Raw genomic sequence first — 25,658 nt, 5'->3', positions numbered from 1 at the left:
GCAATCCCTACGCTCGGCCTCCTGAAGTCGCAATCTGTGTTGCCTGAACTACCGCGCGCTTAGAAGCAAGAGCGGCCGAGTTTATTCAGTTAATGCGTGGATATATTTAGGTTTGCAGTTGCAGTTGCAGTTGCCACACTACAACGCGTCATCCTTAACGCCGAATGAAAGTGATTCATCGTCTCTTACAGATGACTTAGGCACACCGTCAAAACCCATCAACTTCAACCCTGGCCATCGACGGCACTTTCGCACGCTCCGCAGCAAACGGCTAGACTGTGCCACCTGCCACCTACATTGGCAGGCCCTACCCCGACCCGCCGGAGCCCGTCACCCGATGTTCATCCTGAGCCGCCTCGACAGCGTGCCACCCGAGTCCTTCCAGAACCAGATCCGCGAGCTGGTGATTCATGCCGTGGGCACGCTGAGCAGCGTCGCCATCACTGCCGACAACCCCCTCTACCCGCTGTACCAGTATGGCGTCGGCATGGAGGTGCACCAGTACCTGCAAGCGCTGGATGGCACACGCGGCCTGTCAGTGGCCCTGACACTGGCACTGGACGCCGATGCACCCGACAAGCTGCTGGGCTTTGCCCTCACCCTGCCCGCCCAGGACGATGATCAGGCATGCGAGCTGGCGTTCCTGGCAGTGCACCCCGACCACCGCCGCCAGGGGATCGCCCGCGCCCTGTTGGGCGACCTGCAAGGCCGGCAAGCCTGTGTGGAGCTGAATGCCTTCGCCAGCCAGGTACCGTGGTTCGAAGCCATGGGCATGCAGGTAGTGGCCGCCAACGGCCCACAGGTGCTGATGAGCAGCACCGGCCAACCAAGCGGCGCCCTGATCGGCCGCCTGGACATCGCGCCCATCTACGAAACCACCGAGGTCATGCAGATTCACACCTACCTGCTCAACCAGCAGGGTGAAGATGCCATGATCGAGGCCGAACAGCAGCGCGACGAGCGCCTGGACGCGTTGAGCCTGCAAGCCCAGGCCTGCGTGCGCCAGCGCCAGACAGTACATTGAGGCTGCGCGGGCTGCCTGCGCAGCCCGTTTGTTTCAGGCGTGCACCCAGCGGCGATGCAACCCACGCGCCACGGCATCCAGCGCGAACCCCAGTACACCAATCAACAGCACCATGGCCATCAGCTCGGAGTACGCCAAGCGGTCGCGGGTATCAAGAATGAAGTAGCCCAGGCCCGCACTCACGCCCAGCATTTCGCAGGGCACCAGCACGATCCAGAGAATACCGATGGCCAGGCGAACGCCTGTCAGCACATGCCCGATCACCCCGGGCACGATGACCTTGCACAGGGTTTCCCAACGGGTGGCACTCAGGCTGCGGCTCAATTGCAACCAGCGCGGGTCCAGTTGGCGAACACCTGCTGCTGTGTTCAGCAAAATCGGCCACAGCGCGGCGAACGCCAGCAGAAAATAGATAGGCTGGTCCCCTACCCCCATCAGCATCACCACCACGGGCATCCAGGACAGGGGCGAGATCATGCGCAAAAACTGGAACGCCGGCGTGGTTGCGGCTTCCAGGTGGCGGTAGCTGCCCACCAGCAAACCCAGGGGTACGCCGATCAGCAACGCCAGTAGCAAGCCCACCAGAATACGCTTCAGGCTCACCCAGATATGCCCGTACACCTCGCCCTGCCCTAACAGCTCGACCAGGCTGGCCAGGGTCGCCGCCGGTGAAAACCGCGCCGACAGCCCATCGGCCTGGCCGAACACTTCCACCCCAGCCCACCACAGCACCAACAGCGCCAGCAACCCGGCCAGCCCGAGGCTGGCATGAACGACATGCTGGCGCATCAGACCGCGAACTCCTCACTGCGCTCGAAGTTGTCGGCGATGCCGAACACCGAGGGCCCACCTACTGCCGCAATGGCGTTGCGCACAAAGCGGTCATCCACCAGGTCGCGCGCTATGTGGGCAGGGTCCAGATTGGCCAGGAAGCGGTTGTCCCCCTCGATCAACGTCGTCTTCAGGCGCTTTACCAGTTCTTCGGTATAGCTCGGGTACGGGTAAGGCTGGAAGTCGATACGCTTTTCATCCCACTGCTGATGGCGGATGGCGCCGCTGGCGATGTACCCGGCACGGTCGTCGGCAGCGGGCGCCAGCACCTTGGCCAGCACGGCGGGCTCATGGGGCGTGTACTTGTTGGGGCCGGCCTTGGACAGCAGCGCGGCGGCCTCGGCGCGATGGTCGCGGGTCCATTGCTGGGCCTTGACGATAGCGTTGACCACCTTCTGCGACCATTCCGGGCGGTTGTTGAGGTCGTGCTCGTGCATGAACACCACGCAGCACGCGTGATTGCGCCACACATCGCCGGTAAAGCGCTGCACCCGGCCCACCTTGAGGTTCTCGGCCAGGGCGTTGAATGGCTCTGCAACGATGTAACCGGCGATGCGCTTGCTGGCCAGGGCCGGGGGCATGTCCGAAGGTGGCAGCACCAGCAGGTTGACCTGGTTGGCCGCCAACGGCGCGTTGGCGGGCTTGGAAACGGCTTCAAGGCCGTTGTCGGTCAGCATCTGCTGCAACACCACGTTATGGATGGAATACCAGAACGGGATCGCTACGGTCTTGCCGCCCAGCTGCTTGATATCGCTGATATCCGGCGCCACCGTCAGCCCCGAACCACCCACGTGGTTCCAGGCGACCACCTTGGCCGGGACCTTGCTGCCGTAGCGAGCCCATACGGTCATTGGCGACAGCAGGTGGATGACATTGACCTGCCCGGAGATGAACGCTTCGATCACCTGCGCCCAACTGCGCAGCAGCACCGGCCGCTCGGCCTTGATGCCTTCGGCTTCAAAAAGGCCGTTATTGTGCGCCACCAGCAACGGTGTGGCATCGGTAATCGGCAGGTAACCAATGCGCACAGGCGCATCCGGCTCGGCGGCAGCGCGCGCCTGCAGGCTGGACAGCAGCGGCAAGGCGCCGGCAGCGGTGAACATGGCGCCGAGCTTTAGAAAATCACGGCGTGAAGAAGAGGAGCAGCAGTCATCCATGCACATGGACAGCCTCCGAGGGCAACAGGGTTGGGTGGGGTTCGACTGTGCGGCTTGCCCGCCGAAGGGTTTTCAGAATGTCGATGCGCAAGGCGCCCAGCGCCTCGACCTGCTGCGTCCGCGGTTGCGGCAGGTCGATGGGCCATTGGCCGAGGACATGCGCTGGGTGATCGCCCAGTAGCAGTACCCGATCGGACAACAGCAGGGCTTCGTCGATGTCGTGGGTAATCAGCACCGCCGCCGTGTTATGGGTGGCGATCAGTTGCAGCAGCAATTGCTGCATATCGGCCCGGGTCACTTCATCCAGTGCCCCGAACGGCTCGTCCAACAGCAGCACCTGTGGCTGGCGCGCCAGGCAGCGGGCCAGCGCCGTTCGCTGAGCCATGCCGCCCGACAGCTGCGCCGGGTACTGGTTGCGCGCATGGCCCAGGCCCACGGCGGCGATGGCATGGTCGACCCGTGCGCGACGCTCGTGCGCGGCCAGGTTGGGCTGGCGCGCAAAGTCCAGGCCGAAGGCGACGTTCTTTTCAAGGTTCAGCCATGGCAACAGGCTCGGGTCCTGGAACGCTACCGCCAGGCGCGGATGCGGGCCCTGCAACGGTTGCCCATGCAGGCTCACGGTGCCGCTGCGGGGCTGCTGCAGGCCCGCCAACACCCGCAACAAGCTCGATTTGCCCACACCACTTGGCCCCAGAATGCTCACAACCTCCCCCGGTGCAAGCTGGAGATCGAACTGGGCGAGCACCTGCTGCCAGCCGCCCTCGCGAGGGTAACCCAGGCTGATATCCCGGGCTTCCAGCACTACCTGCGTCATGCCGAGGCGGCCTGGCGCTGCAGCTCGGCGCGAAGCTGCACCAGGCTCGGCGTCACGATCGGCACAAAGGCCGACTCGCGCCAGCGCCGGGCAAAGCCTTCGCCATACTCGCTCAGGTAGGCCTTGCCACCGCTAGCCTGAAGCTCCAGCTGTACAGCATCGGCCGCACATTCGGCCAGGGTGATGCGCAGCTTGAACAGGGCTGCCGGCTGCTGGCGGAAGCGCTCGTCCAACAGCCCCTGCTTGAGCTCGGCAACGGTGTTTTCCAGCCGTGCGGCCAGCACCTGCTGCGCCTCCTCAAGGAACGACGCCCGCCCATGCAGGTGCAGTTGCACCTCCTGCAACGCCCGGCGCGCAAGGCCGATGGCCATGCCACACTGCAATGCGAGAAACGCAGGCCGGACCTGAGGCAGAAATTCACGGGCGTTTTCATGCAGCAGCCAGTCGCGGGCCAGTTGCACCTGGTGAAAAGCCAGCGCCGCCGTATTGCTGGACTGCAGGCCCATCAACTGCAGGTCGTCGGACCGTTCCAGGCCCTGTGCCCCGGACGGGATAGCCAGCACGAACGGAGCCCCCCCGGCATCGTCCTCAATGGCTGCAGCGACCACGAAGCCGCTTTTGCGCAGGTTGGTCACCCAATGCAGGCGGCCTTCGAGGTTCCAGCCATCATAGGTGGGGCGCCCACGCACCTGCAGCGCCTCGATGCCAGACAGGAACTTCATGGCATTGGACAGGCCGGTGGCGCCGGCCAGTTCACCCTTTAGCAGCTGCGGCAGCAGCCGCTCGCGCAGGCCTTGGTTAGGGCTGTACAGCAGGTACTCGATAAAGGCACGCTGCCCCCAGCACACGAACGCCGTGGCCAGCGAGCGGCTGGCGATGGCGGCAATTGCCTCGACGGCATCGGTGACCTGGCCGCCGACCCCGCCCAACGCAGGGTCAACGCCAACCTGCAACAGCTGCGAGTCGGCAATGTGCGCCAGCACCTGATGCGGTTCGCACTGGCCCCGGTCGATGGCTTCGGCGTTGGCATCCAGCCACGTCCGAAATGCACAATCTTGCATGATCTTGCTCCTTGTAAAACGCCGCGGCCGCCAGGCGACCCCTATGCGGCACCAGGCCGCTCCTACACCGACCACCCACCTGGCAGCCCGTTGGGTGAATCAGGCAGACGGCTGATGCCAGCGGTATTTGCCCAGCTCGTCATTGAGCGGCGTCTGGGCGAACACATTAGCAAAGTTGCACAGGGTTGCGAGGCTCACTCCCAGAATCACTTCCAGGGTGTTGCCTTCTGTGAAGCCGGCGTCACGGAACGCCTGGTAGGTCGCATCACTGACATTGCCACGGGTGGCGATGACTTCGCGGGCAAAGGCCGCCAGGGTTTCATAGCGTGCATCGGGCAACTCACCGCGGGCACGCAGTGCATCGACCACCTCCTGGGGCAGCTTGGCCTTGTTCAGCGCCACGGCCGTGTGGCCTGCCACGCAGAAGTCACAACCGTGCTGGGTGGCGGCAATCAACTGCACCACCTCGCGCTCGGCGAGGGTGAGTTCCGATTTGCCGTTCAATGCAGAAACGGTCACATAGGTTTCCAGCGCAGCCGGTGCATTGGCCAGCACCCCCAGCAGGTTGGGGATGAAGCCGGCGTTCTTCTGGGCGTTTTCCAAAAACGGCCGGGCCGCCTCGGGGGCGCTTTGCAGGGTATGTAGGGTAATGCGCGAGGACATGAGGTAGTCTCCATACTGGGTGTGCCCACAGTCTGTTGGTTATAAGAAATTCGCTCCATATTCATCAGTCGCTTTTACTTGCTCCAGAGTGTTTGTATTAGATGATTTGCGCCAGCCACCTCATTGAATGGTTATTAGAAAGCCTGGAACTCGATGCCAGCCTGTTTCACGTGGGCCGCTATTGCGGCGGCTGGCACGCCAGCACCCATGGCATGGGCCACGCCAGTTTTCACCTGGTGGTACAGGGCCATTGCTGGTTGCACGCAGCCGGGCAAGCGCAACCGGTGCGGCTCGAGCGTGGTGATGCGGTGTTTCTGTTGCGTGACATCGATTACCGGCTGGCCAGTGAGCAGGACACCGCGGGCGCCTGCGCCCAACCGCGCCAGGCCATGCAGACGCTGGATGCCGAAGCGGTGGACGGCGTGGGGCTGGTGTGCGGCTTTTTCCACTTCAGCAGCGGGTTGTCTTCGCTGATTGCCGAAGGGCTGGCCGACCTTATCGTGCTCCGCGCCGACGACCCGGCGGGCAGTGCAGCCCAGGCGCTGTTCGGGTTGATTATGGAGGAATGCCGGCGCCCGGCCGGGCCGTCACAGGTATTGCTGGAGCGCCTGACTCATCTGCTGTTCCTGTATGCACTGCGCCAACAAGTGCATGCCGGGCAGAAGTATGGGGGCTTGATCGCCCTCGCCCGCCAGCCCAACTTTGCCGAACTGCTGGAGCAACTGATCGGTGACCCCGGGCAGCCCTGGACACTGGAACGCATGGCGGCGTGCACCGGCCTGTCGCGGTCGGCATTTTTCAAACGCTTCAACGAACTGGCCGGCCAGTCGCCTGGGCAGGTACTGCTGGCGCTGCGCATGCGCCATGCCAGCCAGTTGCTGCGGGCGGGGCACACGGTGGAGCAAGTGGGCGTGCAAGCCGGGTACCAGTCGGTTGCCGCGTTCACCCGGGCCTTCACCAAGGCCATCGGCGTGCAGCCTGGGGCGTACCGGCGCCAGCACGACAGCCGTTAGCAGCGCGGAGCGCTGTCCAGCGCGCCCTGCCACTCATGCCGTTACGTTGTATGACTGTTCAACAATAATGGCTATATGTAATCATCCAAAGCAAAACAGTATTCGTGAGGGTACGGTCCACTCCCTAATCCGCAGCGCTTCCAGAGCCTGGCGCCTTTCCGGTGACATGGCATTGCGTCACCAGCTCCCGAGGCCTGCCTGCCACCGTAGGAGCATCTGATGCAGTTGAGGAATATGAAAATCGGCGTTCGCGCAGCCAGCGTGTTTGCCGTGCTGGGTTTGCTGGTACTGATACTGGGCATGACCGCCCTGTATGAAACCCAGAAGATGGACCAGTCTACGGATGAAATACGCCTGACCTGGATGCCCACCGTGATGTCGCTCAGCGATATCAACAGCAACCTTGGCCGGGCCCGCGCACTCACCCTGCGCAGCGCACTGGACGACGACCCCGCTGAACGCAGCCGCAACCTGGAGCTGATCCGAGGGGTAGAAGCGCAGTTGCAAAAAGGCATCGAAGACTACGTCGGTACCATAGTCAGCGAAGAAGACCGCGCCCTGTTCGAAACCTTCAAAGGTACCTACCGGGATTACCTGCAGGTCCAGACCGAGGTGCTGCAGGACATCTCGGCCGGCCGCCTGGACAACGCCAAGCAGTCGATCACTGGCCCGCTCACTGACCGCGCCGACACCATGATGCAGGCCATGACCGCCCTGATCACCTTCAATGGCAAAGGTGCCGAAGCTGCTTCCCAGTTGAGCAGTGACGTGGCCGATGAAGCGTATGTGGCCATCATCGGCGCGCTGGTCATCATCATGCTGGCCTTGCTGGCCATCGCCACCCTGCTCACCCGCAGCATCGTGGTGCCCCTGGCAGACGCCGTGGCCGTGGCCGAACGTGTCGCAACCGGTGACCTCACCCAGCAGATCCGTGTGGTCGGCCGCGACGAGCCCGCGTTGCTGCTGGCGGCGTTGAGCCGCATGCAGGGCAACCTGCGCGAAACCATCGGCAAGATCGTCGCGTCGTCCGACCAATTGGCGTCGGCGTCCGAAGAGCTGCACACCGTGACCGAGGACACCAGCCGCGGCCTCCACCAGCAAAGCGCGGAAATCGATCAGGCAGCCACCGCCGTGAACCAGATGACCGCCGCTGTCGAGGAAGTCGCCAACAACGCCGTGAGCACGGCCGATGCGTCCAAAGGTGCCGACCAGACGACACGCGACGGCCGTGACCGGGTCAACCAGGCGCTGGCGTCCATTGAGCAGTTGGTGGCGGAAGTGACCGGCACCTCCGGCGAGATCCAGCAACTGGCCAGCAGTGCCAACGAGATCAGCCGGGTGCTGGATGTGATCGGCGCCATTGCCGGGCAAACCAACCTGTTGGCGCTAAACGCCGCCATCGAAGCGGCCCGCGCTGGCGAGGCGGGCCGGGGCTTTGCGGTCGTGGCCGACGAGGTACGCGCGCTGGCCCACCGTACCCAGCAGTCCACCGCAGAAATCGAGCAGATGATCACCGGTATCCAGAACGGTACCGAGCGTGCGGTCACCGCCATGGGCAGCAGCCAGGACCGAGCGTCTGGCACGCTTGAAGTGGCGCAGGGTGCCGGCCAGGCGCTGGAGGTGATCGCCGAGGCAATCGCCTCGATCAACCAGCGTAACCTGGTGATTGCCAGCGCATCGGAGCAGCAGGCGCAGGTGGCGCGGGAAGTGGACCGCAACCTGGTCAACATCCGCGACCTGTCCATGCAGACCTCGGCCGGTGCCAACCAGACCAGTGCAGCGGCCCAGGACCTGTCGCGCCTGGCAGTGGACCTCAATGCCATGGTGGCGCAGTTCAAGGTCTGACCCATAAAGACCGGGGGCCGCATGGCGGCCCCCGGTCAATTCAGCCTGGCAGGGGGATCACTTCACCGTCACTGCACGCCCTGCCTTCTCCACCTTGCCTCGGGTCGCCAGGCAGTAATACAGCGGCACTGTCACCAACAGGCCGAACAGCCAGGACAGGTCTGCCCCTTCGACGATGTTCGAGTACGGCCCCACATACAGCGATGTATTGGCAAACGGCAACTGCACCAGGATGCCGCAGGCGTAGGCAATGATGGCGTGGTGGTTGAAGCGGCCATAGATGCCGCCGTCGGCGCTGAAAATCGAGGCGATGTCGTACTGGCCCTTCTTGATCAGGTAGAAGTCGATCAGGTTGATCGATGCCCAGGGCACCAGCACCAGCAGCAACGCCAGGATCAGGCCGATGAACTGGCCGATGAAGTCGGCCGACGCATTCAGGGCCACCAGGCCGCAACCCGCCAGAATCACGCTGGCCAGTACCACGCGTACCTTGATGCTGGGCGTCCAGTGGGCCACGAAGGTCTGGATGGCGGTCACGATCGACAACACGGCGCCGTACAGGTTGAGGGCGTTGTGGCTGATGATGTTGAGCAGGAACAACACCATCAGGATCGGCCCAAGCCAGCCAGTAGCCTGTTTCACTGCATCCATCGCATCAGTGCCTTCCGGCACGCACAGCACCGCCACCGTGCCAAAGCTGAAGCACAGGATAGTGCCCAGGGTGGCGCCGAAATAGGTGGCCCAGAACGGCTTGGCGATCCCGACCTCACGGGGCAGGTACCGCGAGTAGTCCGAGGTGTACGGCGAGAAGCTGATCTGCCAGATGATGCCCAGCGACACCGTGGCGATGAAGCCGGACAGGTTGAAGGCCCCGCGGGTAAGGAAGTCGGCGGGCAGGGTCTGGGCGAACATCATGATGAAACCGGCCAGCAGCGCCGAGCCCATCACCCAGGTACCGATACGGTTGAGCGTATGGATGAAGCGATAGCCGATGACGCCGATGGCCGTGGCGCTGAGGGCACCGATGACGATGGCCCCCGGCATCGGCACGCTCGGGGCGATGCCATGAATGGTCTTGCCTGCCAGCACGATGTTGGAGATGAAGAAGCCGACGTAGATCAGCGCGGTGAAGAAGACGATCAGCAGCGCACCGTAGCGGCCGAACTGGCCGCGGCTCTGCACCATCTGCGGAATGCCCAACTGCGGTCCCTGCGCAGAGGCAAGGGCGATGACCACGCCCCCGACCAGATGGCCCAGCACGATGGCGACCAGCCCCCACAGCAGGTTCAGGTGAAACACCTGGACCACCATGGCGCCGGTGACGATGGGCAGTGGCGCGATGTTGGTGCTGAACCAGAGGGTGAACAGGTCGCGCGCCTTCCCATGGCGCTCGGCAGGTGGAACGTAATCGACCGTGTGGTTCTCGACAAACTGGTGTTGCGACGACGGTTGGGACATGGTTTTTAGCTCGAAAGGTCGTTTTTATCTTTGTAGGAAACCGCATCAAGGCGGCCTCTCAGCTGCGGACCATATTATGGTATTCCAAACTTTTGACAACACTGATACGCATTAAAAAAACCCAGCTGATCCGTTTCCGCAGCGGCTGGCAAAAATCAACTTGGTGCTCAACCCCTTTATATACGTGGCCTGCAGCCGTTCATCGCGCATATTCCACGTACAAAAATTCCGCTTGCAAAATAGGTATTACGGTATACCATCAGACACATCAACGATAAAAACCGCGGCCCACCGCAGCTTTAGAGGTACACAAGATGATCGACGCAACCGTCTACAAAAACGTCCTGGGTTCCTTCCCGTCCGGCGTTACCGTCATCACCACCCTGGACGACGACGGCGCGGTCGTCGGCCTGACCGCCAGCGCGTTCTCGTCGCTGTCGATGGACCCACCGCTGGTCCTGTTCTGCCCCAACTACACGTCTGATTCCTACCCAGTGCTCATTCGCCAGAAGCGCTTTGCCATTCACCTGCTCTCCGGTGAACAGCAAGCGCAGGCTTATGCGTTCGCCAAAAAAGGCAAGGACAAGGCTGCCGGCATCGAATGGTCGCTGAGCGCCTTGGGCAACCCGATCCTGGCCGGGGCTACCGCCGTGATCGAGTGCGAGTTGTGGCGCGAGTACGAAGGCGGTGACCACGCCATCATGGTCGGCAAAGTGCACAACCTGATTGTCCCGGATGAAGCGCCGCGGCCAATGGTGTACTGCCGCGGCAAAATGGCCACCCTGCCGGCGTTCGCCTGACCCCTTCCCCCTATCAAAGCCCATGGCGCCAGCCCTGCGCGGCGCCAGACATTTTCAAGCGTTGAGGAACCCCCCATGAAATTTTCGTTGTTCGTGCACATGGAACGTTGGGATGAACAGGTCAGCCACCGCCAGTTGTTCGAAGACCTCACCGAACTGACCCTGATGGCCGAAGACGGCGGTTTCAGCACCGTGTGGATTGGCGAACACCACGCCATGGAATACACCATCTCGCCAAGCCCCATGCCACTGCTGGCCTACCTGGCGGCACGCACCGAGAAGATCCGCCTGGGCGCCGGCACCATCATCGCACCGTTCTGGAACCCCATCCGCGTGGCCGGCGAGTGCGCCCTGCTCGACGTGATCAGCAACGGCCGTATGGAAGTGGGCCTGGCCCGGGGTGCCTACCAGTTCGAATTCGACCGCATGGCCGGTGGCATGCCCGCAACGGACGGCGGCAAGGCCCTGCGCGAAATGGTGCCGGTGGTGCGCAAACTGTGGGAAGGCGACTACGCCCATGAGGGCGAGGTGTACAAGTTCCCCACCTCCACCAGCGTACCCAAGCCGTTCAACGCCACGCCACCGATGTGGATCGCCGCCCGCGACCCGGACTCGCACAACTTTGCCGTGGCCAATGGCTGCAACGTCATGGTCACCCCGCTGATGAAGGGCGACGAGGAAGTGCTGGACCTGAAGAACAAGTTCCAGGCAGCCCTGGACAACAACCCGGGCGTGCCGCGCCCACAACTGATGGTGCTGCGCCACACCCACGTGCACAGCCCAGACGAGCCAGAAGGCTGGAAGGTGGGCGCGCAGGCCATTTCGCGCTTCTACCGTACCTTCGATGCCTGGTTTGGCAACAAGACCGTGCCTGTGAACGGTTTCCTGGCGCCGAGCCCGGAATCGAAGTTCGCCGAAGTGCCGGCGTTCCAGCTGGAAAATATTCGCAAGAACACCATGATCGGCACGCCGGAAGAAATCATCGCGCGCATCCGCTACTACCAGGAGCTGGGCGTCGACGAGTTCAGCTTCTGGTGCGACAACAGCCTGCCCCATGCCGAGAAGAAAAAGTCGCTTGAACTGTTCATCAAGGAAGTGGTGCCGGCGTTCGCCTGAATTCCCATTGCCTGATTGATTGCGGGATACGCCCGCTCCCGTGAGCCCGAGCGGCCCGCGTGAGCGGGCTTTTTAGGTGTACGCCATTAGCTTTGTGTTGATTGGGCGATCAAGGGCCAAGCGTTCGCGCGCAAATGGCGCAGGAATAATTGGCCCGAAACAAGCGTAGGAGCGAGCGCAGCTCGCGATGCGCCGCGCGGGCGGCGCTCGATCTCCCAACCACCACCACACCCACGCCCGCCACCTTTCGTCCCCGCGAACGAGAAATTTCCTGGCACCTCTTGCACAACAAATATTATGGTATACCATCAGACAACAAGAACTGATCAACCTCACCAGGAGCCATCCATGAGTTTCGAAATTCGCAAGATCGTCACCTACTCCGAAGAGACCCGCATCGAAGGCGGCAAGGCCACCGACAAGCCCGTGACCATGGTCGGGCTGGCAGTGGTCATCAAGAACCCTTGGGCCGGTCGCGGTTTTGTTGAAGATCTGAAGCCCGAAATTCGCGCCAACTGCTCGGAACTGGGTGCACTGATGGTAGAGCGCCTTACCGCTGCCATCGGCGGTGCCGACAAGATCGAGGCCTATGGCAAAGCCGCCGTGGTCGGTGCAGACGGCGAAATCGAGCACGCCTCGGCCGTGATCCATACCCTGCGTTTCGGCAACCATTACCGCGAAGCGGTCCAGGCCAAGAGCTACCTGAGCTTTACCAACAAGCGCGGCGGCCCTGGCACTTCGATCCAGATCCCGATGATGCAGAAGGACGACGAAGGCCTGCGCTCGCACTACATCACCCTGGAAATGCAGATCGAAGACGCGCCGCGTGCCGACGAGATCGTGGTGGTGCTGGGCGCTGCCGACGGTGGCCGCCTGCACCCGCGTATCGGCAACCGCTATATCGACCTCGAAGAACTGGCTGCCGAAAAAGCCAACGCTCAATAACAATAACCAAGACGGGCCGGGGCGTGGCGTGTGTACCCGCCGCGCCCGACCTTCAAGGAGCGCCCTCCATGATTCAGCCTGTCGCTGAACGCACCCCCGCCGGCACCAGCTACCTGAGCGTGGGCCAGGGCCAACCTGTGGTACTGATCCACGGCGTGGGCCTGAACAAGGAAATGTGGGGCGGGCAGATCGTTGGCCTGGCCAACGACTACCGCGTCATCGCCTACGACATGCTCGGCCACGGCCAAAGCGCCCTGCCAGCTGCCGACACCGGCCTGGAGGGTTACGCCGCCCAGCTGGCCGAGTTGCTGGACCACCTGCAGATCCCCCAGGCAACCGTGATCGGTTTCTCCATGGGGGGCCTGGTGGCCCGTGCCTTCGCCCTGCACTACCCGCAGCGCCTGGCTGCGCTGGTGGTGCTCAACAGCGTGTTCAACCGCAGCCCCGAGCAGAGCGCCGGCGTTATCGCCCGTGCCGCACAGGCCGCGGAGCTTGGCCCTGACGCCAACGTCGACGCCGCGCTCGAGCGCTGGTTCAGCCGTGAATACAAAGCGGCCAACCCCGCTCAGGTGGCCGCCATCCGCCAGGTGCTGGCCGGCAACGACCCGCAGGGCTACCACACCACCTATTCACTGTTCGCCACCCAGGACATGTACCGCGCAGGCGACCTGGGCAGTATCCAGGTGCCCACGCTGATTGCCACCGGCGAGCTCGACGCCGGCTCCACGCCCGCCATGACCCGACAGCTTGCCGCCAGTATTCCAGGCGCCCACAGCGTGGTCCTTGCTGAACAACGGCATATGATGGCAGTGGAAGCACCACGTGAAGTCAACAAGATGCTGCTGGACTTTCTTGCAAACGCCCGCAGCCTGACCGAATCCGCCAAGGGGATTGTTGCATGACCCTCGTTCGTTTCCAGATGTGCATCGACGGCCAATGGCACGATGCCCAGAGCGGCAAGACCTTCGACAGCCTCAACCCGGCCACGGCCCAGGCCTGGGCACAACTGCCCGACGCCGACGAGGCCGATGTGGAACTGGCTGTGCAGGCCGCCCAGCGCGCCTTTGACAGCCCCCAGTGGCGCAGCATTAACGCCACGGCGCGTGGCAAACTGCTGCGCCGCCTCGGGGACCTGATTGCCGAGAACAAAGAGCACCTGGCCCAACTGGAGAGCCGCGACAACGGCAAGCTGATCCGCGAAACCCGCGGTCAGGTCGGCTACCTGCCGGAGTTCTTCCACTACACCGCGGGCCTGGCCGACAAGCTCGAGGGCGGCACCCTGCCCCTGGACAAGCCGGACCTGTTCGCCTACACCGTGCACGAGCCCATCGGCGTGGTGGCCGGGATCATCCCGTGGAACAGCCCGCTGTACCTCACCGCCATCAAGCTGGCCCCGGCCCTGGCGGCGGGCAACACCATTGTGCTCAAGCCGTCCGAGCATGCTTCGGCCACCATTCTCGAGCTCGCCCGCCTGGCGCTGGAGGCTGGCTTCCCTGCCGGCGTGGTCAACGTGGTGACCGGCTACGGCCCCAGCACCGGCGCTGCCCTCACCCGCCACCCGCTGGTGCGCAAGATCGCGTTCACCGGTGGCGCCGCCACGGCCCGGCACGTGGTGCGCAGCAGTGCAGAAAACTTCGCCAAGCTGTCGCTGGAACTGGGTGGCAAGTCGCCGAACATCATCTTCGCCGACGCCGACCTGGACAGCGCCATCAACGGCGCAGTAGCCGGTATCTATGCCGCCTCCGGGCAAAGCTGCGTGGCCGGTTCGCGCCTGCTGGTACAGGACGAGATCTTCGATGAGTTCGTCGAACGCCTCATCGCCCGGGCCAAGCGTATCCGCATCGGCAGCCCGCAGGATGACGCCAGCGAAATGGGCCCCATGGCCACGGCGCAACAGCTGGCAGTGGTCGAAACCCTGGTGGCCGCAGCCAAGGCCGAAGGCGCCAAGCTGCACATGGGGGGCAAGCGTGCCGAGGTTGAAGGCGACGGCTGGTTCTACGAGCCCACCCTGTTCGAGTGCGACCGCAACTCGATGACCATCATGCAGGAAGAGGTGTTCGGGCCGGTCGCTGCGGTGATCCGCTTCAAGACCGAAGAAGAAGCGCTGGCCATCGCCAACGACTCGCAGTTCGGCCTGGCGGCCGGCATCTGGACCCGCGACCTGGGCCGCGCCCACCGCCTGGCCCGCGACGTGCGCTCGGGCATCATCTGGGTCAACACCTACCGCGCCGTCTCGGCCATGGCACCGATCGGCGGGTTCAAGAACAGCGGCTACGGCCGTGAAAGCGGCATCGATTCGGTGCTGGCCTATACCGAGCTGAAGACCGTGTGGATCAACCTGTCCACCGCGCCCATGCCCGACCCGTTCGTGATGCGCTAAGAGGTAACACCCGATGATCGAACCTGGCATCTACAAAGACGTGATGGGCTCGTTCCCGTCCGGCGTGACCGTGGTCACCACCCTGGACGCGGATGGCGGCATTGTCGGCATCACCGCCAGTGCCTTCAGCGCGCTGTCGATCGACCCGGCGCTGGTGCTGTTCTGCCCCAACTACGCGTCTGATACCTACCCTGTGCTGCGTGACAGCAAGCAGTTCGCCATTCACCTGCTGTCTGCCGAACAGACCGCAGAAGCCTATGCCTTCGCCGGCAAGGGCAAAGATAAAGCCAAGCATGTGGAATGGCACCTGAGCGAACTTGGCAACCCGCTGCTGGCCAAGGCTACCGCGATCATCGAGTGCGAGCTGTGGCGCGAGTATGACGGTGGTGATCATGCGATCATCGTCGGCGCCGTGAAAAACCTGGTGCTGCCGGCCGAGCCGGTGACGCCCATGGTTTATCACAAGGGCAAACTGGGCGCCTTGCCGCCCCTGGGCTGACGTTGGCATAGCCGGGTTCGCCGTACAGCCCCCGGCCACCCAATCACATAGGAACACCACGCATGAGCAACGAAAAATACGAGAAAGGCCTGCAAATCCGCACCCAGGTACTGGGTGAGGACTACGTCAACCGTTCTATCCAGAACGCCGACGAATTCACCAAACCGCTGCAGGAACTGGTCACCGAATACTGCTGGGGGCACGTGTGGGGCCGTGAAGGCTTGTCGCTCAAAGAACGCAGCATGATAAACTTGGCCATGATTTCCGCACTCAACCGGCCCCACGAGCTCAAGCTGCACATTCGCGGCGCACTGCGTAATGGCCTTAGCCGCGAGCAGGTACGCGAAATCCTGCTCCAGGTCGGCATCTACTGCGGCGTACCGGCCGCGGTGGACAGCTTCCGCCTGGCCCGGGAAGCGTTCGCCGAGGCTGATGCGGAGCCCACCCGTTAACACCGGGCTGTTCGAACCCGCGCAAGGAGCACCCCGGTTCATGGTGCTGTTGCGAGCGTAATCGGGCAGCCTCTTTCAGAGCGCACTTGATGAAACGCCAGCCACTCGACGACAGCTTCAAGGTCAACCGCAACCCCGTCACCCTGCGCGAAATCGTGCTCGACAAGCTGCGCGGTGCGATCATGAATTTCCACCTGCTGCCGGGCGATCGCCTGGTCGAGCGCGACCTCTGCGACCGCCTCGGGGTCAGCCGTACCTCGGTGCGTGAGGCCCTTCGCCACCTGGAGTCCGAAGGGCTGGTGGAGTTCGCAGACGCCAAGGGCCCTCGTGTGGCCATCATTACCCTCGAGGATGCCCGCGATATCTACGAGCTGCGCTGCGTACTCGAAGGCCTGATCGTGCAACTGTTCACCCTCAACGCCAAGGCCAAGGACATCCGCGCCCTGGAACGTGCGCTGGAGGTAAACCGCGAGGCCCTGGAAGAAGGCGAACTGCAACAGGTACTGGATTCGGTGCAGGGCTTCTACGACGTGTTGCTGGAAGGCTCGGGCAACCAGGTGGCGGCCCAGCAGTTGCGCCAATTGCAGGCGCGCATCAGCTACCTGCGGGCAACCTCGGTGTCGCAAGTGAACCGCCGAGGCGCCAGCAACCTGGAAATGGAAAAGATGGTCGAGGCGATCAAGGGCGGTGACCCTGTGGTGGCCCACCAGGCTTGCGTTGAGCACGTGCGCGCTGCGGCCAAGGTAGCCCTGGAATACCTGCGTCAGAAACAGGACGACACCACCAAGGTGCGCGACATCGTCGAGCCCCTGGCCCTCAAGGAACCCCGCATAGGTCGCTGATCATGCCCAATGCCCCGCGCTACTGTCCACACTGCACAACGGAACTGGCACGGGGCGTTCCCACCGGCGATACCCACGAACGCCTGCATTGCAGCGGCTGTGGCTACATTCACTACATCAACCCCAAGATCATCGCCGGCTGCATCATCGAACGCGACGGCAAGTACCTGCTCTGCCAGCGCGCCATTCCACCGCGCCCGGGCACCTGGACCCTGCCCGCCGGCTTCATGGAGGCCGGCGAAACCACCGAGCAGGCAGCGCTGCGCGAGGTGTGGGAAGAAAGCGGCGTGCGCGCCGAAATCGTTTGCCCCTATTCGATTTTCAGCGTGCCGAAGATCAGCGAGGTGTACATCATCTTCCGCGCCATCGCCACCGAGGAAACCGGCCAGTACGGCCCGGAAACCCTGGCCTACCGGTTCTTCGAGCCCGACCAGATCCCCTGGGATGACATCTACTACCCCGCCATCCGGCAGATCCTCGAGCGCTATATTCTCGAGCGCCAGGCCGGGGTCTATGGCATCTACACAGGCAATGACGACACCGGCAAAGTGCACTTCATTCGCTAGCGCACAAACTGCTCGCCAACCACGTATTCTCGGTGCACCCTAGGGGCCTTTGTATTCACGACCGGCAGAACACATGGCGAAGTGGCTAGAGGGCGGTGGCCTCATGGGCGAGCGTATCCGTCAGCATGACTGGGCATCCACCCGTCTGGGCCCGCTCGATGGCTGGCCCGATGCGCTCAAGACCACACTGGCCTTGTGCCTGGCCTCGCGATTTCCACAGGCAGTGCTGTGGGGCCCCGACCTGATTACCCTGCACAACGATGCATTCTTGCCGATTCTGGGCCAGAAGCCGCTGGCGCTGGGCACCCCGTTCAGTGAAGTCTGGCACGAGGCCTGGTCGGACATCCGCGTACTGGCAGACCGTGCACTGGCGGGCGAAGCAGTCTTCATCGAGAACTTCCCGCTGCTCATCGACCGCGATGGCACGCCCGAGCGTGCCTATTTCACCTTTTGCTACAGCCCCATACGTGGCCATGATGGCCGCGTGCTGGGGATGCTCGACACCGTCACCGAAACCACCGCCAACGTGGTCAGCAACCAGCGGCTGAAGTTTCTCGACAGCCTGGCACGGGCGGTGGCCGAGGCTTCAGCACCCGAAGACATTCTGGCGATCACCACGCGCATGCTGGTGGAACACCTGGGGCTTTCCAGCTGCGCCTATGCGGTGATGCAGGCCGACCAGGACACCTTCACCATCTGTGGCGAAGCGGTGGCCCCCGGGGCCCCTCACCTGCTGGGCGATTACCAGTTGCATGACTTCGGCCGCCTGGCGGTAAACCGCCTGCGCAACGGCCAACCCCTGATCATCCACGACAGCCACCGCGAACTGGCCGCCGACGAGGCCGCCACGTTCGCCGCCATCGGCATCGCGGCCACCTGCTGCATGCCGCTGATAAAAGCCGGCAGGCTGACCGCGCTGATGGCCATCAACAACGGCGCGCCGCGCGCCTGGACCCACTACGAGCGGGCGCTGATCAGTGAAGTGACCGAACGCAGTTGGGCGCATATCCAGCGGGCTCAGGCCCACGGTGAAGTGCAGCAGGCAATCGCAGCGCTGGAAACCCTCAACGCCAACCTCGAGCAGCGGGTGCAGGAGCGCACCGCACAGTTGCTGCACACCGAGGCCGAGTTGCGCCAGGCGCAAAAACTCGAAGCCATCGGCCAGCTGACTGGCGGCGTAGCACATGACATCAACAACCTGCTGACCATCATCCGCGCGTCGCTGCATTTTCTGCAGCGCCCCAACCTGGATGAGCAGCGGCGCGACCGCTACATCAAGACCATATCCGAAACCGTGGAACGCGGCGCCAAGCTCACAGGCCAGTTGCTGGCCTTTGGCCGGCGTCAGGCGTTGAACCCGCAGGTGTTCGAAGCCAGCGAGCGGCTGGAGGCAATGGCCGACATGTTCGACACGGCGGCGGGTGCGCGCATCCACGTGCAACTGCAACTGCCCGAGGCGCCGTGCCATATCCGTGCCGACATCAGCCAGCTGGAAACCGCCGTCATCAACCTGATGCTCAACGGCCGGGATGCCATGGGCGGTGCCGGCACACTGCAGCTGCGCCTGCTGGCCGATCAGCATCTGCCGGCAGCACAAGGCCAGGCGCCACAGGCCGGCGCCTTCGCCGCCATTTCGGTGAGCGACACCGGGGCCGGTATCCCTGCGGAATTGTTCGAGCGTATCTTCGACCCCTTCTTCACCACCAAGGCACCGGGTGAGGGCACTGGCCTGGGCCTCTCGCAGGTGTTCGGCTTCGCCAAGCAGTCCGGGGGTGATGTCAAGGTCAACAGCATTCAGGGCCAGGGCACCACGTTCACGCTGTACCTGCCCCAGCAGGCGCAAGCCGCTGCGTTACCGGGCGAGCCTTAACGCTTGGCCGCCAGCAACTGCGCCACACTCTGCGCCAGTTCCATCCGGCGGTAAGGTTTGCGCAATACCTCAAAGCCGCTCAACTGGGACGGCGTAAGGTTGGCGTAGCCGGTGATGATCAACACCGGCAACTCGGCATGCCGCTGGCGCATCTGCTGGGCAAAACGCACCCCGGTCATGTCCGGCATCACGTGGTCGGTTACCAGCAGGTCCGGCAACCAGCCCTTGTCTACCAGGCGCAGTGCGGCGGCCGCACTCGCCGCCTCGGTCACTTCATAGCCCAGGTCGCGCAGCTGCAGGGCTGTGGCATGGCGCACGATTTCCTCATCGTCCACCAGCAGCACCCGGCTGGGGCGGGCGGCCGTCGGTGCTTCAGCGCTTTCACTGCCGCGGCAGGCAGCCGTGGCGTTGCTGGCCGGCAGCCACAAGGTAGCCTGGGTGCCCTGCCCCGGCGTTGAGCGGATGGCAAACCCTCCGCCGGACTGTACCGCCAGGCCCTGCACCATCGGCAGGCCCAGCCCAGAGCCCTTGCCGATGCCCTTGGTCGAGAAGAACGGCTCCATGCAGCGGCGCACCTGCTCTTCGTCCATGCCGCAGCCATTGTCCCTGACCTCAATCCACACCAGGCGCTCTGCGGCCATGCCTTCTGGCGGTACAGGGCAATGCGGGTCATGCCCGGCAACGATCTGCAGGTAGCCCCCATCCCCTGTGGCATCACGGGCATTGACCACCAGGTTGAGTAACGCCAGCTCCAACTGGTGAGGGTCGACCACCACCGAAGGCAGTGCCGGGTCGATATCCACGTGCACGGTCAGGGTGGGCCCGATGGAACGTGCCATCAGCTCACGCATGTCGTCCAGCAGTGTTGCCAGGCACACGGCCTGGGGCTTGAGTGTCTGGCGGCGGGCGAAGCTCAACAGGCGCGCTACCAGGTTGCGGGCCCGCTCTGCAGCTTGCAGCCCGCCGTCGATCAACCGGGGGGCGCGTTCGGCGTTCGGCTGGCGGTGCAACAGCTCGAACGAGCCGATGATGGGCGTGAGCATGTTGTTCAGGTCGTGGGCGATGCCGCCAGTCAATTGCCCGATCATTTCCATCTTGTGGGCTTCATGCAGTTGCACCATGGCCGACTCACGCTGCGCCAGTGCCGCCGCCACGCGCTCTTCCAGGCTCTGGTTGAGCAAGTGCAAGGCACGTTCGGCGCGGGCATGAATGATGGCGGCCCATGTTTGCTTGGCGGTTTCTTCCACCAGTTGGCAGTCTTCCTCAAGGCACTTGCGCGCGTCGCGGAAATACACGCCCAGCACCGCTTCCAGGCGGCCTGCACGCACCACCGGTACATGCAGGGCAGCGCCCAGGCCTGCCAGGTGCGGCGGCGCCTTGTCATACACCTGCAGCACCGTCTGCTCAGCCGCCAACTGCTCATGGAAGTCAGCACCGAAGGCCTGGTACGGGTGGGTACCGACCACTGAAGGCACGCCGTCGACCCAGTCCTGGCTGACCGTGAAGCACTCGCCATCACCCTGGTCTTCCCCAAAACAGACCCGCGCAGCGCCAAGTTGCTCGGCCAGGCGTTGCACAGCGTAGGCCTCGATGCGCTCGGCACCGCCCAGCCCGGGCAACGTACGGCCCAGCTCCAGCAAGAAGGCCTGGCGCTGCTGGAAGCGCACCCGCTCGGTGGTTTCCGATACCAGGCACAGAATGCCACCCACGCTGCCGTCGGCCTCGCGCACCGCGGAATAGGACACGTCGAAATACACCGTCTCGCCGTGCCCACTGCGTTCTATATAGAAAGGGCGATCCTTGGCCGAGAAGGTCTGGCCGGTTTCGCGCACCCCGCGCAGCAACGGCTCAAGGTCGTCCCACAGCTCAGACCAGTTCTCCTGGGCGGGCCGGCCCAGCGCATGGGGGTGTTTGTTGCCGATGGTGGGAGCGTAAGCATCGTTGTACAGCGCCACATAGGACTCGCCCCAGAACAACACAACCTGCGCCTGGGCGGGCAACAGGGTGGCCATCACCGCTTGCAGGTGCGGTGACCAGCCATGGGGCGGCCCGAGCGGTGAATCGCCCCACTGCATCGACTGCATCAAACCGCCGATGGTGCCGCCGTTCAGCAGGAAGCACAGCGGTGGTTGCCCTGCATCCACAGGTAGTTGTTGAAGCGATTTCATTTCGGGGGAATCCGCGGCTTATGCCATCCGTCTTCGGATAAGAGCGGCGCAGCCGGCGTTCGTTCCCCGTTCATTGAACGCTCGTTCAACGCCGACCTTCGGCGAGCATCCTTACAGCCAATGCCGCCAGCACCGTACCCATCAACCACCGCTGAACCTGCTGGAACAGCGGGCGCCCCGCCAGGAATACGGCGATGGAGCCGGCCATCACCGCGATCAGCGCATTGACCGTTACGCTGATGGCGATCTGCAGCGAACCCAGAACCAGGGATTGTGCCAGCACACTGCCGTGCTCCGGGCTGATGAACTGCGGCATCAGCGACAGGTACATCACGGCGATCTTTGGGTTGAGCAGGTTGGTGACGAAGCCCATGGCGAACAAGCGGCGCGGGCTGTCGGCAGGCAGATCACGCACCTGGAACGGTGAGCGCCCACCGGGTTTGACCGCCTGCCAGGCCAGGTACAGCAGGTACAGGGCGCCGCCAATACGCAGGCCGTCGTAGGCGTAAGGCACCGCCATGACCAGGGCAGTGATCCCCAGGGCCGCACAGAGCATGTAGAAGACAAAACCCATGGCCACACCGCCCAACGAGATCAGGCCGGCCATGCGGCCCTGGCAGATGGACCGCGAGATCAGGTAGACCATGTTAGGCCCGGGCGTGAGCACCATGCCCAGGGATATCAGGGCGAAGGCCAGCAGTTGGGTGGTATCGGGCATCAGGCACATCCTTGTCGCGCAATGGGAGGTGCCAGCTTAGCCGAAGCGGTTGCGCACGGGAATTCACCGGCGTGCCGCCGGCACAGCTGTTTTTCATGCCCTGTGTTGGCCCGCCACGCACCAGTTCGGCCCATGGGCAAGCAGGCGCCATCGGGCTAGGGGCTCTGCAGCGGGGCCTTCAGGGCACTGGCACCCTTCTTGCTGCCGTCCACCGCTTAAGCTTTTGTCAGCCTTAGGTTTTTTAAGGTTTATGGGTACATATTTACTAATTTCTCGTTACCTCCGCGCCCCGCATCATCGCTCCAACAAGAACGCGTTGCCCTTCGCCGGCACGCCCCCGGGCAGTTCCCCATGCCCTACCTTGCCTTGGAGTCAGTCATGACCAGTGCAGCCAGCTCGGCCCCTCTCATCGAAAAACACACGATCGGCTATGTGCCCCCGCAAGACCGCCATGGAAAGGTAAGGGATCTGTTCACACTGTGGTTCGGCGGCAACATCGCGCCGCTCCCCATCGTCACTGGCGCCCTTGGCGTGCAACTGTTTCACCTGAACTTGGTGTGGGGCATCGTTGCCATCCTGGTGGGCCACCTGGTTGGTGGTGTGCTGATGGCGCTGCATTCTGCCCAAGGCCCGCAAATGGGCATCCCGCAGATGATTCAGAGCCGCGCCCAGTTCGGTTCGCTCGGCGCACTGCTGGTGGTGGTAATCGCCGGCGTGATGTACATCGGTTTCTTCGCATCCAACATCGTGCTTGCCGGCAAGTCCCTGCATGGCGTGGCCGAGTCGGTGCCGGTGCCCGTGGGCATCATCATCGGTGCGCTGGGGTCGGGGATCATCGGCATCATCGGCTACCGCTTCATCCACGTGCTCAACCGTATCGGCACCTGGGTGCTGGGCATCGGTATCGTGGTGGGCTTCGGCTACATTTTCAGCCATGTGCAGAGTGACGACTTCCTCACCCGCGGGGGCTTCAACCTGGCCGGCTGGCTGGCCACCGTTTCACTTGCAGCCCTGTGGCAGATCGCCTTCGCACCCTATGTGTCGGACTATTCGCGCTACCTACCCGCTGATGTGAAGGTCAGTTCGACGTTCTGGACCACCTACCTGGGTTCGGCCCTGGGCTCCAGCCTGTCCTTCATCTTCGGCGCCGTCGCTGTGCTGGCGATCCCGGCTGGCATGGACACCATGGAGGCGGTGAAGCTGGCCACCGGCAGCCTCGGCCCGCTGATGCTGGTGCTGTTCCTGCTCAGCGTCATCAGCCACAACGCCCTCAACCTGTATGGGGCAGTGCTGTCGATCATCACCCTGGTGCAAACCTTCGCCTACCGCTGGATCCCCACCGCCAAGAGCCGTGCGGTGCTTTCATTGATCGTGCTGGGCGCTTGCTGCGTGGCGGCGGTGTTCGCCTCGGCCGACTTCATCGGCCACTTCGTGGACATGGTGCTGGTGCTGCTGGTGGTGCTGGTGCCCTGGACGGCCATCAACCTCATCGACTTCTATGCCATTCACAAAGGCGACTACGACATTCAGTCGATCTTCCAGGTGGACGGCGGTATCTACGGCCGCTACAACCCGCAGGCTCTGCTGGCCTATGCGATCGGCATCGCGGTGCAGATCCCGTTCATGAACACCCCGCTGTACGTGGGCCCGATCTCCGAACACATCAATGGCGCCGACCTGTCCTGGCTGGTTGGCCTGGCGGTCACCTCGCCGCTGTACTGGTGGCTGGCGAGCCGCGACAGCGCCTACCGTCGTCGCCAGACCAGCGCCAAGGTAGCACTGGGCCACTGACCGTACCGCTCAACTGCCCTCAGGCAATAGGCTGCGGTCGAACATGAACGGCCGCTCGCCCTGGGGCGTGTACTGGTACAGCTGCTGCGGCCGCCCCAGCCGCGGCTGATTCTTCTGCCCGGTGTCCCTTACCCAGCCCAGCTCGCGCAGGCGCTCAAGCCGCTTGCGCAGCGAGGTGCCATTCACCGGCTGCCCCAGGCACGCCTGCACGGCGCCCAGCGCATCCAGCACGGTGAACCTCTCCCCCATCAAGTACAGCGGCAGGCTGCTGTATACCGTCTTGGCGGCCAGCCGATCACGGGCACCCTGCACCAGCAGGTTGTGGTCGAACGGCAGCAACACTTTGCGGTCAACCACGCTGCCCAGGTCGAAGAAGCCCAGTTGCTCACCGTCTACCGCCTGTTGCGGGCCCAGCAATGCCAGGTAGCAGGTGCTAAGCGACCAGCCACGCGGGTCGCGGAAGGCATTGCCTTCGGTACCCACCTGTTCCAGGTAGCAGGGGGTTACCCGGGCTTTTTCACGCAAGGCGCGGTCGGCAGCGCCATCCAGGCTGGTGTCAGGGATGCGGCCATTGATGATGACCCCGGGCAATGCCCACTGGCCTGCATGGGGTTCACGCTCGCGGCGGTGCAGCAGCACCTGCAACTGCTGGCCATCGGGCGACAGGCGCAAGGCGACGATGTCGACGCTGGCCAGTACTTCGGCTGTACTCAAAGGGTGGCTCCTGGTTAATGGCCGTGATAATTCACCAGAGCAGCAAAGTAATGCAAGCCCAATGCAGTTATCAGATGCGGCTTGACATACATAATACACCAGGTGGATTATGTAGCCATTCCAGCGAGGAGATCCGCCATGAAGATCGCCAGTTTCGATGTCGATGCGCAAAACGGCTTCACCGCCAACGCCCCTCACGAGCTGCCGGTGCCCGACGGCAACGAGATCGCACCCGACCTCAACGCCATGGCATTGCGCGCTGACGTGCGCCTTGGCAGCAAGGACGCCCACCCGGCCAACGCCAGCTGGGTTGTGGCAGACCCTGCACATATGCTGCAACCGCTGAGCATGGCCAACGCCGACCTTACCTGGGTCAGCCACTGTGTACCCGGCACCCCCGGTTTCGAACTGCTGCCGGGGCTGCCCGCCCCTATCGACTACGACTACTTGAACTGGTTTGCTGATTGCACTATCTTGTCAATACATCATTCAGTTGCTATTATACGCAGCATTGACCAGCACGATTACACGAAAAATGACCATGACAACTGTCAACTCAAGTACGAGCCCAGCCACGGAACCCTCCACTGACACGGGAGGGCACCTCTGTCACCGCCGTGTGTTGGTAGGTCAGGGATCCCGAGCCCTTCTCACTTCGACCATGTCGCACCCCCGCATGCCCTCAGGTCGGCAAACGCAAGCCGTCACCGCCCCTCTTGTTCATACCCGCTCCCTCCCACGAATACCCTTCGCCTGATAACGGCATCACCGCGAACAAGCACAAGGGCCTTTCCGTATTGCTGTCCGTCATGAGGTCGTCACTCGAATGAGTCGAACCGACCTGTCTCTGATAGCAACCCGCGTAAGGTCATGCGCTCGCTGACACACCAGCGCTAGCGCGCTGGCCATTGCGTGCTGTCACCGCTGGTTT

General features: G+C 63.4%; 23 protein-coding genes and 1 pseudogene. 15 read left to right on the top strand and 9 right to left on the bottom strand.

Going from position 1 to position 25,658, the window contains the following annotated elements; all coding sequences use genetic code 11:
- The first annotated feature begins 337 nt into the window (after window positions 1-337).
- Window positions 338-1,024: a GNAT family N-acetyltransferase gene (locus IAE33_RS19265; RefSeq protein WP_028633797.1), complete on the top strand. Its 687-nt coding sequence runs from the start codon at window positions 338-340 to the stop codon at window positions 1,022-1,024.
- A gap of 33 nt (window positions 1,025-1,057) precedes the next feature.
- Here the strand turns inward: IAE33_RS19265 and IAE33_RS19260 are convergent, their stop codons facing one another.
- From IAE33_RS19260 to IAE33_RS19240, 5 genes are all read right to left on the bottom strand, one after another.
- Window positions 1,058-1,813 (bottom strand): ABC transporter permease, encoded by a 756-nt coding sequence (locus IAE33_RS19260; RefSeq protein WP_201164683.1) that lies wholly within the window; start codon window positions 1,811-1,813, stop codon window positions 1,058-1,060.
- Window positions 1,813-3,018, bottom strand: coding sequence for an ABC transporter substrate-binding protein (locus IAE33_RS19255; protein WP_201164682.1), 1,206 nt, complete (start codon window positions 3,016-3,018; stop codon window positions 1,813-1,815). Before IAE33_RS19255 ends, IAE33_RS19260 begins: the two co-directional genes overlap by 1 nt.
- Entirely contained in the window at window positions 3,005-3,826 is an 822-nt protein-coding gene (locus IAE33_RS19250) for an ABC transporter ATP-binding protein (RefSeq protein WP_201164681.1), read from the bottom strand. Before IAE33_RS19250 ends, IAE33_RS19255 begins: the two co-directional genes overlap by 14 nt.
- Window positions 3,823-4,887, bottom strand: coding sequence for an acyl-CoA dehydrogenase family protein (locus tag IAE33_RS19245; protein ID WP_201164680.1), 1,065 nt, complete (start codon window positions 4,885-4,887; stop codon window positions 3,823-3,825). Before IAE33_RS19245 ends, IAE33_RS19250 begins: the two co-directional genes overlap by 4 nt.
- Window positions 4,888-4,986: 99 nt before the next feature.
- A complete protein-coding gene (locus tag IAE33_RS19240) occupies window positions 4,987-5,550 on the bottom strand; it encodes a carboxymuconolactone decarboxylase family protein (protein WP_201164679.1) in 564 nt (187 codons plus the stop codon).
- 101 nt (window positions 5,551-5,651) lie between these two features.
- On the opposite strand from IAE33_RS19240, the gene IAE33_RS19235 reads away from it, so the two are divergent.
- Window positions 5,652-6,563, top strand: coding sequence for an AraC family transcriptional regulator (locus IAE33_RS19235; protein WP_201164678.1), 912 nt, complete (start codon window positions 5,652-5,654; stop codon window positions 6,561-6,563).
- 219 nt (window positions 6,564-6,782) lie between these two features.
- On the top strand, window positions 6,783-8,408 hold the full coding sequence (locus IAE33_RS19230; RefSeq protein WP_201164677.1) for a methyl-accepting chemotaxis protein: 1,626 nt from the start codon (window positions 6,783-6,785) through the stop codon (window positions 8,406-8,408).
- Window positions 8,409-8,465: 57 nt separating this feature from the next.
- On the opposite strand, the gene IAE33_RS19225 is transcribed toward IAE33_RS19230, so the two are convergent.
- Entirely contained in the window at window positions 8,466-9,866 is a 1,401-nt protein-coding gene (locus IAE33_RS19225) for a purine-cytosine permease family protein (protein WP_201164676.1), read from the bottom strand.
- Window positions 9,867-10,180: 314 nt separating this feature from the next.
- Between IAE33_RS19225 and IAE33_RS19220 the strand changes: the two genes are divergently transcribed.
- The 10 genes from IAE33_RS19220 (at window position 10,181) to IAE33_RS19175 (ending at window position 19,336) form a co-directional block, all read left to right on the top strand.
- The gene (locus IAE33_RS19220; RefSeq protein WP_028633788.1) at window positions 10,181-10,666 is read left to right on the top strand and encodes a flavin reductase family protein; all 486 of its coding nucleotides are present in this window, start codon (window positions 10,181-10,183) and stop codon (window positions 10,664-10,666) included.
- Window positions 10,667-10,741: 75 nt separating this feature from the next.
- Window positions 10,742-11,782 (top strand): LLM class flavin-dependent oxidoreductase, encoded by a 1,041-nt coding sequence (locus IAE33_RS19215; protein WP_060483149.1) that lies wholly within the window; start codon window positions 10,742-10,744, stop codon window positions 11,780-11,782.
- 348 nt (window positions 11,783-12,130) lie between these two features.
- Complete coding sequence (locus tag IAE33_RS19210; protein WP_003256068.1) at window positions 12,131-12,727, top strand: amino acid synthesis family protein; 597 nt, start codon at window positions 12,131-12,133, stop codon at window positions 12,725-12,727.
- A gap of 68 nt (window positions 12,728-12,795) precedes the next feature.
- A complete protein-coding gene (locus IAE33_RS19205) occupies window positions 12,796-13,629 on the top strand; it encodes an alpha/beta fold hydrolase (protein ID WP_028633786.1) in 834 nt (277 codons plus the stop codon).
- Window positions 13,626-15,107 (top strand): aldehyde dehydrogenase, encoded by a 1,482-nt coding sequence (locus IAE33_RS19200; RefSeq protein WP_201164675.1) that lies wholly within the window; start codon window positions 13,626-13,628, stop codon window positions 15,105-15,107. The genes IAE33_RS19205 and IAE33_RS19200 overlap by 4 nt, the downstream gene beginning before the upstream one ends.
- A gap of 13 nt (window positions 15,108-15,120) precedes the next feature.
- Window positions 15,121-15,606 carry a flavin reductase family protein gene (locus tag IAE33_RS19195; RefSeq protein WP_028633784.1) on the top strand — a complete coding sequence of 162 codons (486 nt, stop codon included), beginning with the start codon at window positions 15,121-15,123 and terminating at the stop codon, window positions 15,604-15,606.
- Window positions 15,607-15,668: 62 nt separating this feature from the next.
- Window positions 15,669-16,058: a carboxymuconolactone decarboxylase family protein gene (locus IAE33_RS19190; protein WP_060483147.1), complete on the top strand. Its 390-nt coding sequence runs from the start codon at window positions 15,669-15,671 to the stop codon at window positions 16,056-16,058.
- An 89-nt stretch (window positions 16,059-16,147) separates the two neighbouring features.
- Complete coding sequence (locus IAE33_RS19185; protein ID WP_060483146.1) at window positions 16,148-16,900, top strand: GntR family transcriptional regulator; 753 nt, start codon at window positions 16,148-16,150, stop codon at window positions 16,898-16,900.
- Window positions 16,901-16,902: 2 nt separating this feature from the next.
- The gene (locus tag IAE33_RS19180; protein ID WP_201164674.1) at window positions 16,903-17,466 is read left to right on the top strand and encodes an NUDIX hydrolase; all 564 of its coding nucleotides are present in this window, start codon (window positions 16,903-16,905) and stop codon (window positions 17,464-17,466) included.
- Window positions 17,467-17,539: 73 nt separating this feature from the next.
- Window positions 17,540-19,336: an ATP-binding protein gene (locus IAE33_RS19175; protein WP_201164673.1), complete on the top strand. Its 1,797-nt coding sequence runs from the start codon at window positions 17,540-17,542 to the stop codon at window positions 19,334-19,336.
- On the opposite strand, the gene IAE33_RS19170 is transcribed toward IAE33_RS19175, so the two are convergent.
- Both IAE33_RS19170 and IAE33_RS19165 read right to left on the bottom strand, forming a co-directional pair.
- Window positions 19,333-21,504, bottom strand: coding sequence for a response regulator (locus IAE33_RS19170; RefSeq protein ID WP_201164672.1), 2,172 nt, complete (start codon window positions 21,502-21,504; stop codon window positions 19,333-19,335). The two genes, IAE33_RS19175 and IAE33_RS19170, sit on opposite strands and share 4 nt — an antisense overlap.
- Before the next feature lie 85 nt (window positions 21,505-21,589).
- A complete protein-coding gene (locus IAE33_RS19165) occupies window positions 21,590-22,222 on the bottom strand; it encodes a LysE family translocator (protein ID WP_028633778.1) in 633 nt (210 codons plus the stop codon).
- 378 nt (window positions 22,223-22,600) lie between these two features.
- On the opposite strand from IAE33_RS19165, the gene IAE33_RS19160 reads away from it, so the two are divergent.
- Window positions 22,601-24,013 carry a purine-cytosine permease family protein gene (locus IAE33_RS19160; protein ID WP_201164671.1) on the top strand — a complete coding sequence of 471 codons (1,413 nt, stop codon included), beginning with the start codon at window positions 22,601-22,603 and terminating at the stop codon, window positions 24,011-24,013.
- Between the two features lie 9 nt (window positions 24,014-24,022).
- On the opposite strand, the gene IAE33_RS19155 is transcribed toward IAE33_RS19160, so the two are convergent.
- The gene (locus tag IAE33_RS19155) at window positions 24,023-24,727 is read right to left on the bottom strand and encodes an NUDIX hydrolase (protein WP_201164670.1); all 705 of its coding nucleotides are present in this window, start codon (window positions 24,725-24,727) and stop codon (window positions 24,023-24,025) included.
- Between the two features lie 138 nt (window positions 24,728-24,865).
- Between IAE33_RS19155 and IAE33_RS19150 the strand changes: the two are divergent.
- A pseudogene (locus IAE33_RS19150) lies at window positions 24,866-25,183 on the top strand (nicotinamidase); the annotation flags it as partial.
- Window positions 25,184-25,658 lie beyond the last annotated feature (475 nt).

The organism is Pseudomonas sp. S60 (genome assembly GCF_016647865.1).
GTDB classification, from domain to species: domain Bacteria; phylum Pseudomonadota; class Gammaproteobacteria; order Pseudomonadales; family Pseudomonadaceae; genus Aquipseudomonas; species Aquipseudomonas parafulva.
Note: the sequence above shows the minus strand (reverse complement) of the source record. Positions and strands in the feature narration are given on the sequence as shown.

Excerpts from the sequence above, each read along its gene's own strand:
- IAE33_RS19265 (WP_028633797.1), top strand. The coding sequence starts at position 338 with ATGTTCATCCTGAGCCGCCTCGACAGCGTGCCACCCGAGTCCTTCCAG.
- IAE33_RS19260 (WP_201164683.1), bottom strand. The coding sequence starts at position 1,813 with ATGCGCCAGCATGTCGTTCATGCCAGCCTCGGGCTGGCCGGGTTGCTG.
- IAE33_RS19255 (WP_201164682.1), bottom strand. The coding sequence starts at position 3,018 with ATGTGCATGGATGACTGCTGCTCCTCTTCTTCACGCCGTGATTTTCTA.
- IAE33_RS19250 (WP_201164681.1), bottom strand. The coding sequence starts at position 3,826 with ATGACGCAGGTAGTGCTGGAAGCCCGGGATATCAGCCTGGGTTACCCT.
- IAE33_RS19245 (WP_201164680.1), bottom strand. The coding sequence starts at position 4,887 with ATGCAAGATTGTGCATTTCGGACGTGGCTGGATGCCAACGCCGAAGCC.
- IAE33_RS19240 (WP_201164679.1), bottom strand. The coding sequence starts at position 5,550 with ATGTCCTCGCGCATTACCCTACATACCCTGCAAAGCGCCCCCGAGGCG.
- IAE33_RS19235 (WP_201164678.1), top strand. The coding sequence starts at position 5,652 with ATGATTTGCGCCAGCCACCTCATTGAATGGTTATTAGAAAGCCTGGAA.
- IAE33_RS19230 (WP_201164677.1), top strand. The coding sequence starts at position 6,783 with ATGCAGTTGAGGAATATGAAAATCGGCGTTCGCGCAGCCAGCGTGTTT.
- IAE33_RS19225 (WP_201164676.1), bottom strand. The coding sequence starts at position 9,866 with ATGTCCCAACCGTCGTCGCAACACCAGTTTGTCGAGAACCACACGGTC.
- IAE33_RS19220 (WP_028633788.1), top strand. The coding sequence starts at position 10,181 with ATGATCGACGCAACCGTCTACAAAAACGTCCTGGGTTCCTTCCCGTCC.
- IAE33_RS19215 (WP_060483149.1), top strand. The coding sequence starts at position 10,742 with ATGAAATTTTCGTTGTTCGTGCACATGGAACGTTGGGATGAACAGGTC.
- IAE33_RS19210 (WP_003256068.1), top strand. The coding sequence starts at position 12,131 with ATGAGTTTCGAAATTCGCAAGATCGTCACCTACTCCGAAGAGACCCGC.
- IAE33_RS19205 (WP_028633786.1), top strand. The coding sequence starts at position 12,796 with ATGATTCAGCCTGTCGCTGAACGCACCCCCGCCGGCACCAGCTACCTG.
- IAE33_RS19200 (WP_201164675.1), top strand. The coding sequence starts at position 13,626 with ATGACCCTCGTTCGTTTCCAGATGTGCATCGACGGCCAATGGCACGAT.
- IAE33_RS19195 (WP_028633784.1), top strand. The coding sequence starts at position 15,121 with ATGATCGAACCTGGCATCTACAAAGACGTGATGGGCTCGTTCCCGTCC.
- IAE33_RS19190 (WP_060483147.1), top strand. The coding sequence starts at position 15,669 with ATGAGCAACGAAAAATACGAGAAAGGCCTGCAAATCCGCACCCAGGTA.
- IAE33_RS19185 (WP_060483146.1), top strand. The coding sequence starts at position 16,148 with ATGAAACGCCAGCCACTCGACGACAGCTTCAAGGTCAACCGCAACCCC.
- IAE33_RS19180 (WP_201164674.1), top strand. The coding sequence starts at position 16,903 with ATGCCCAATGCCCCGCGCTACTGTCCACACTGCACAACGGAACTGGCA.
- IAE33_RS19175 (WP_201164673.1), top strand. The coding sequence starts at position 17,540 with ATGGCGAAGTGGCTAGAGGGCGGTGGCCTCATGGGCGAGCGTATCCGT.
- IAE33_RS19170 (WP_201164672.1), bottom strand. The coding sequence starts at position 21,504 with ATGAAATCGCTTCAACAACTACCTGTGGATGCAGGGCAACCACCGCTG.
- IAE33_RS19165 (WP_028633778.1), bottom strand. The coding sequence starts at position 22,222 with ATGCCCGATACCACCCAACTGCTGGCCTTCGCCCTGATATCCCTGGGC.
- IAE33_RS19160 (WP_201164671.1), top strand. The coding sequence starts at position 22,601 with ATGACCAGTGCAGCCAGCTCGGCCCCTCTCATCGAAAAACACACGATC.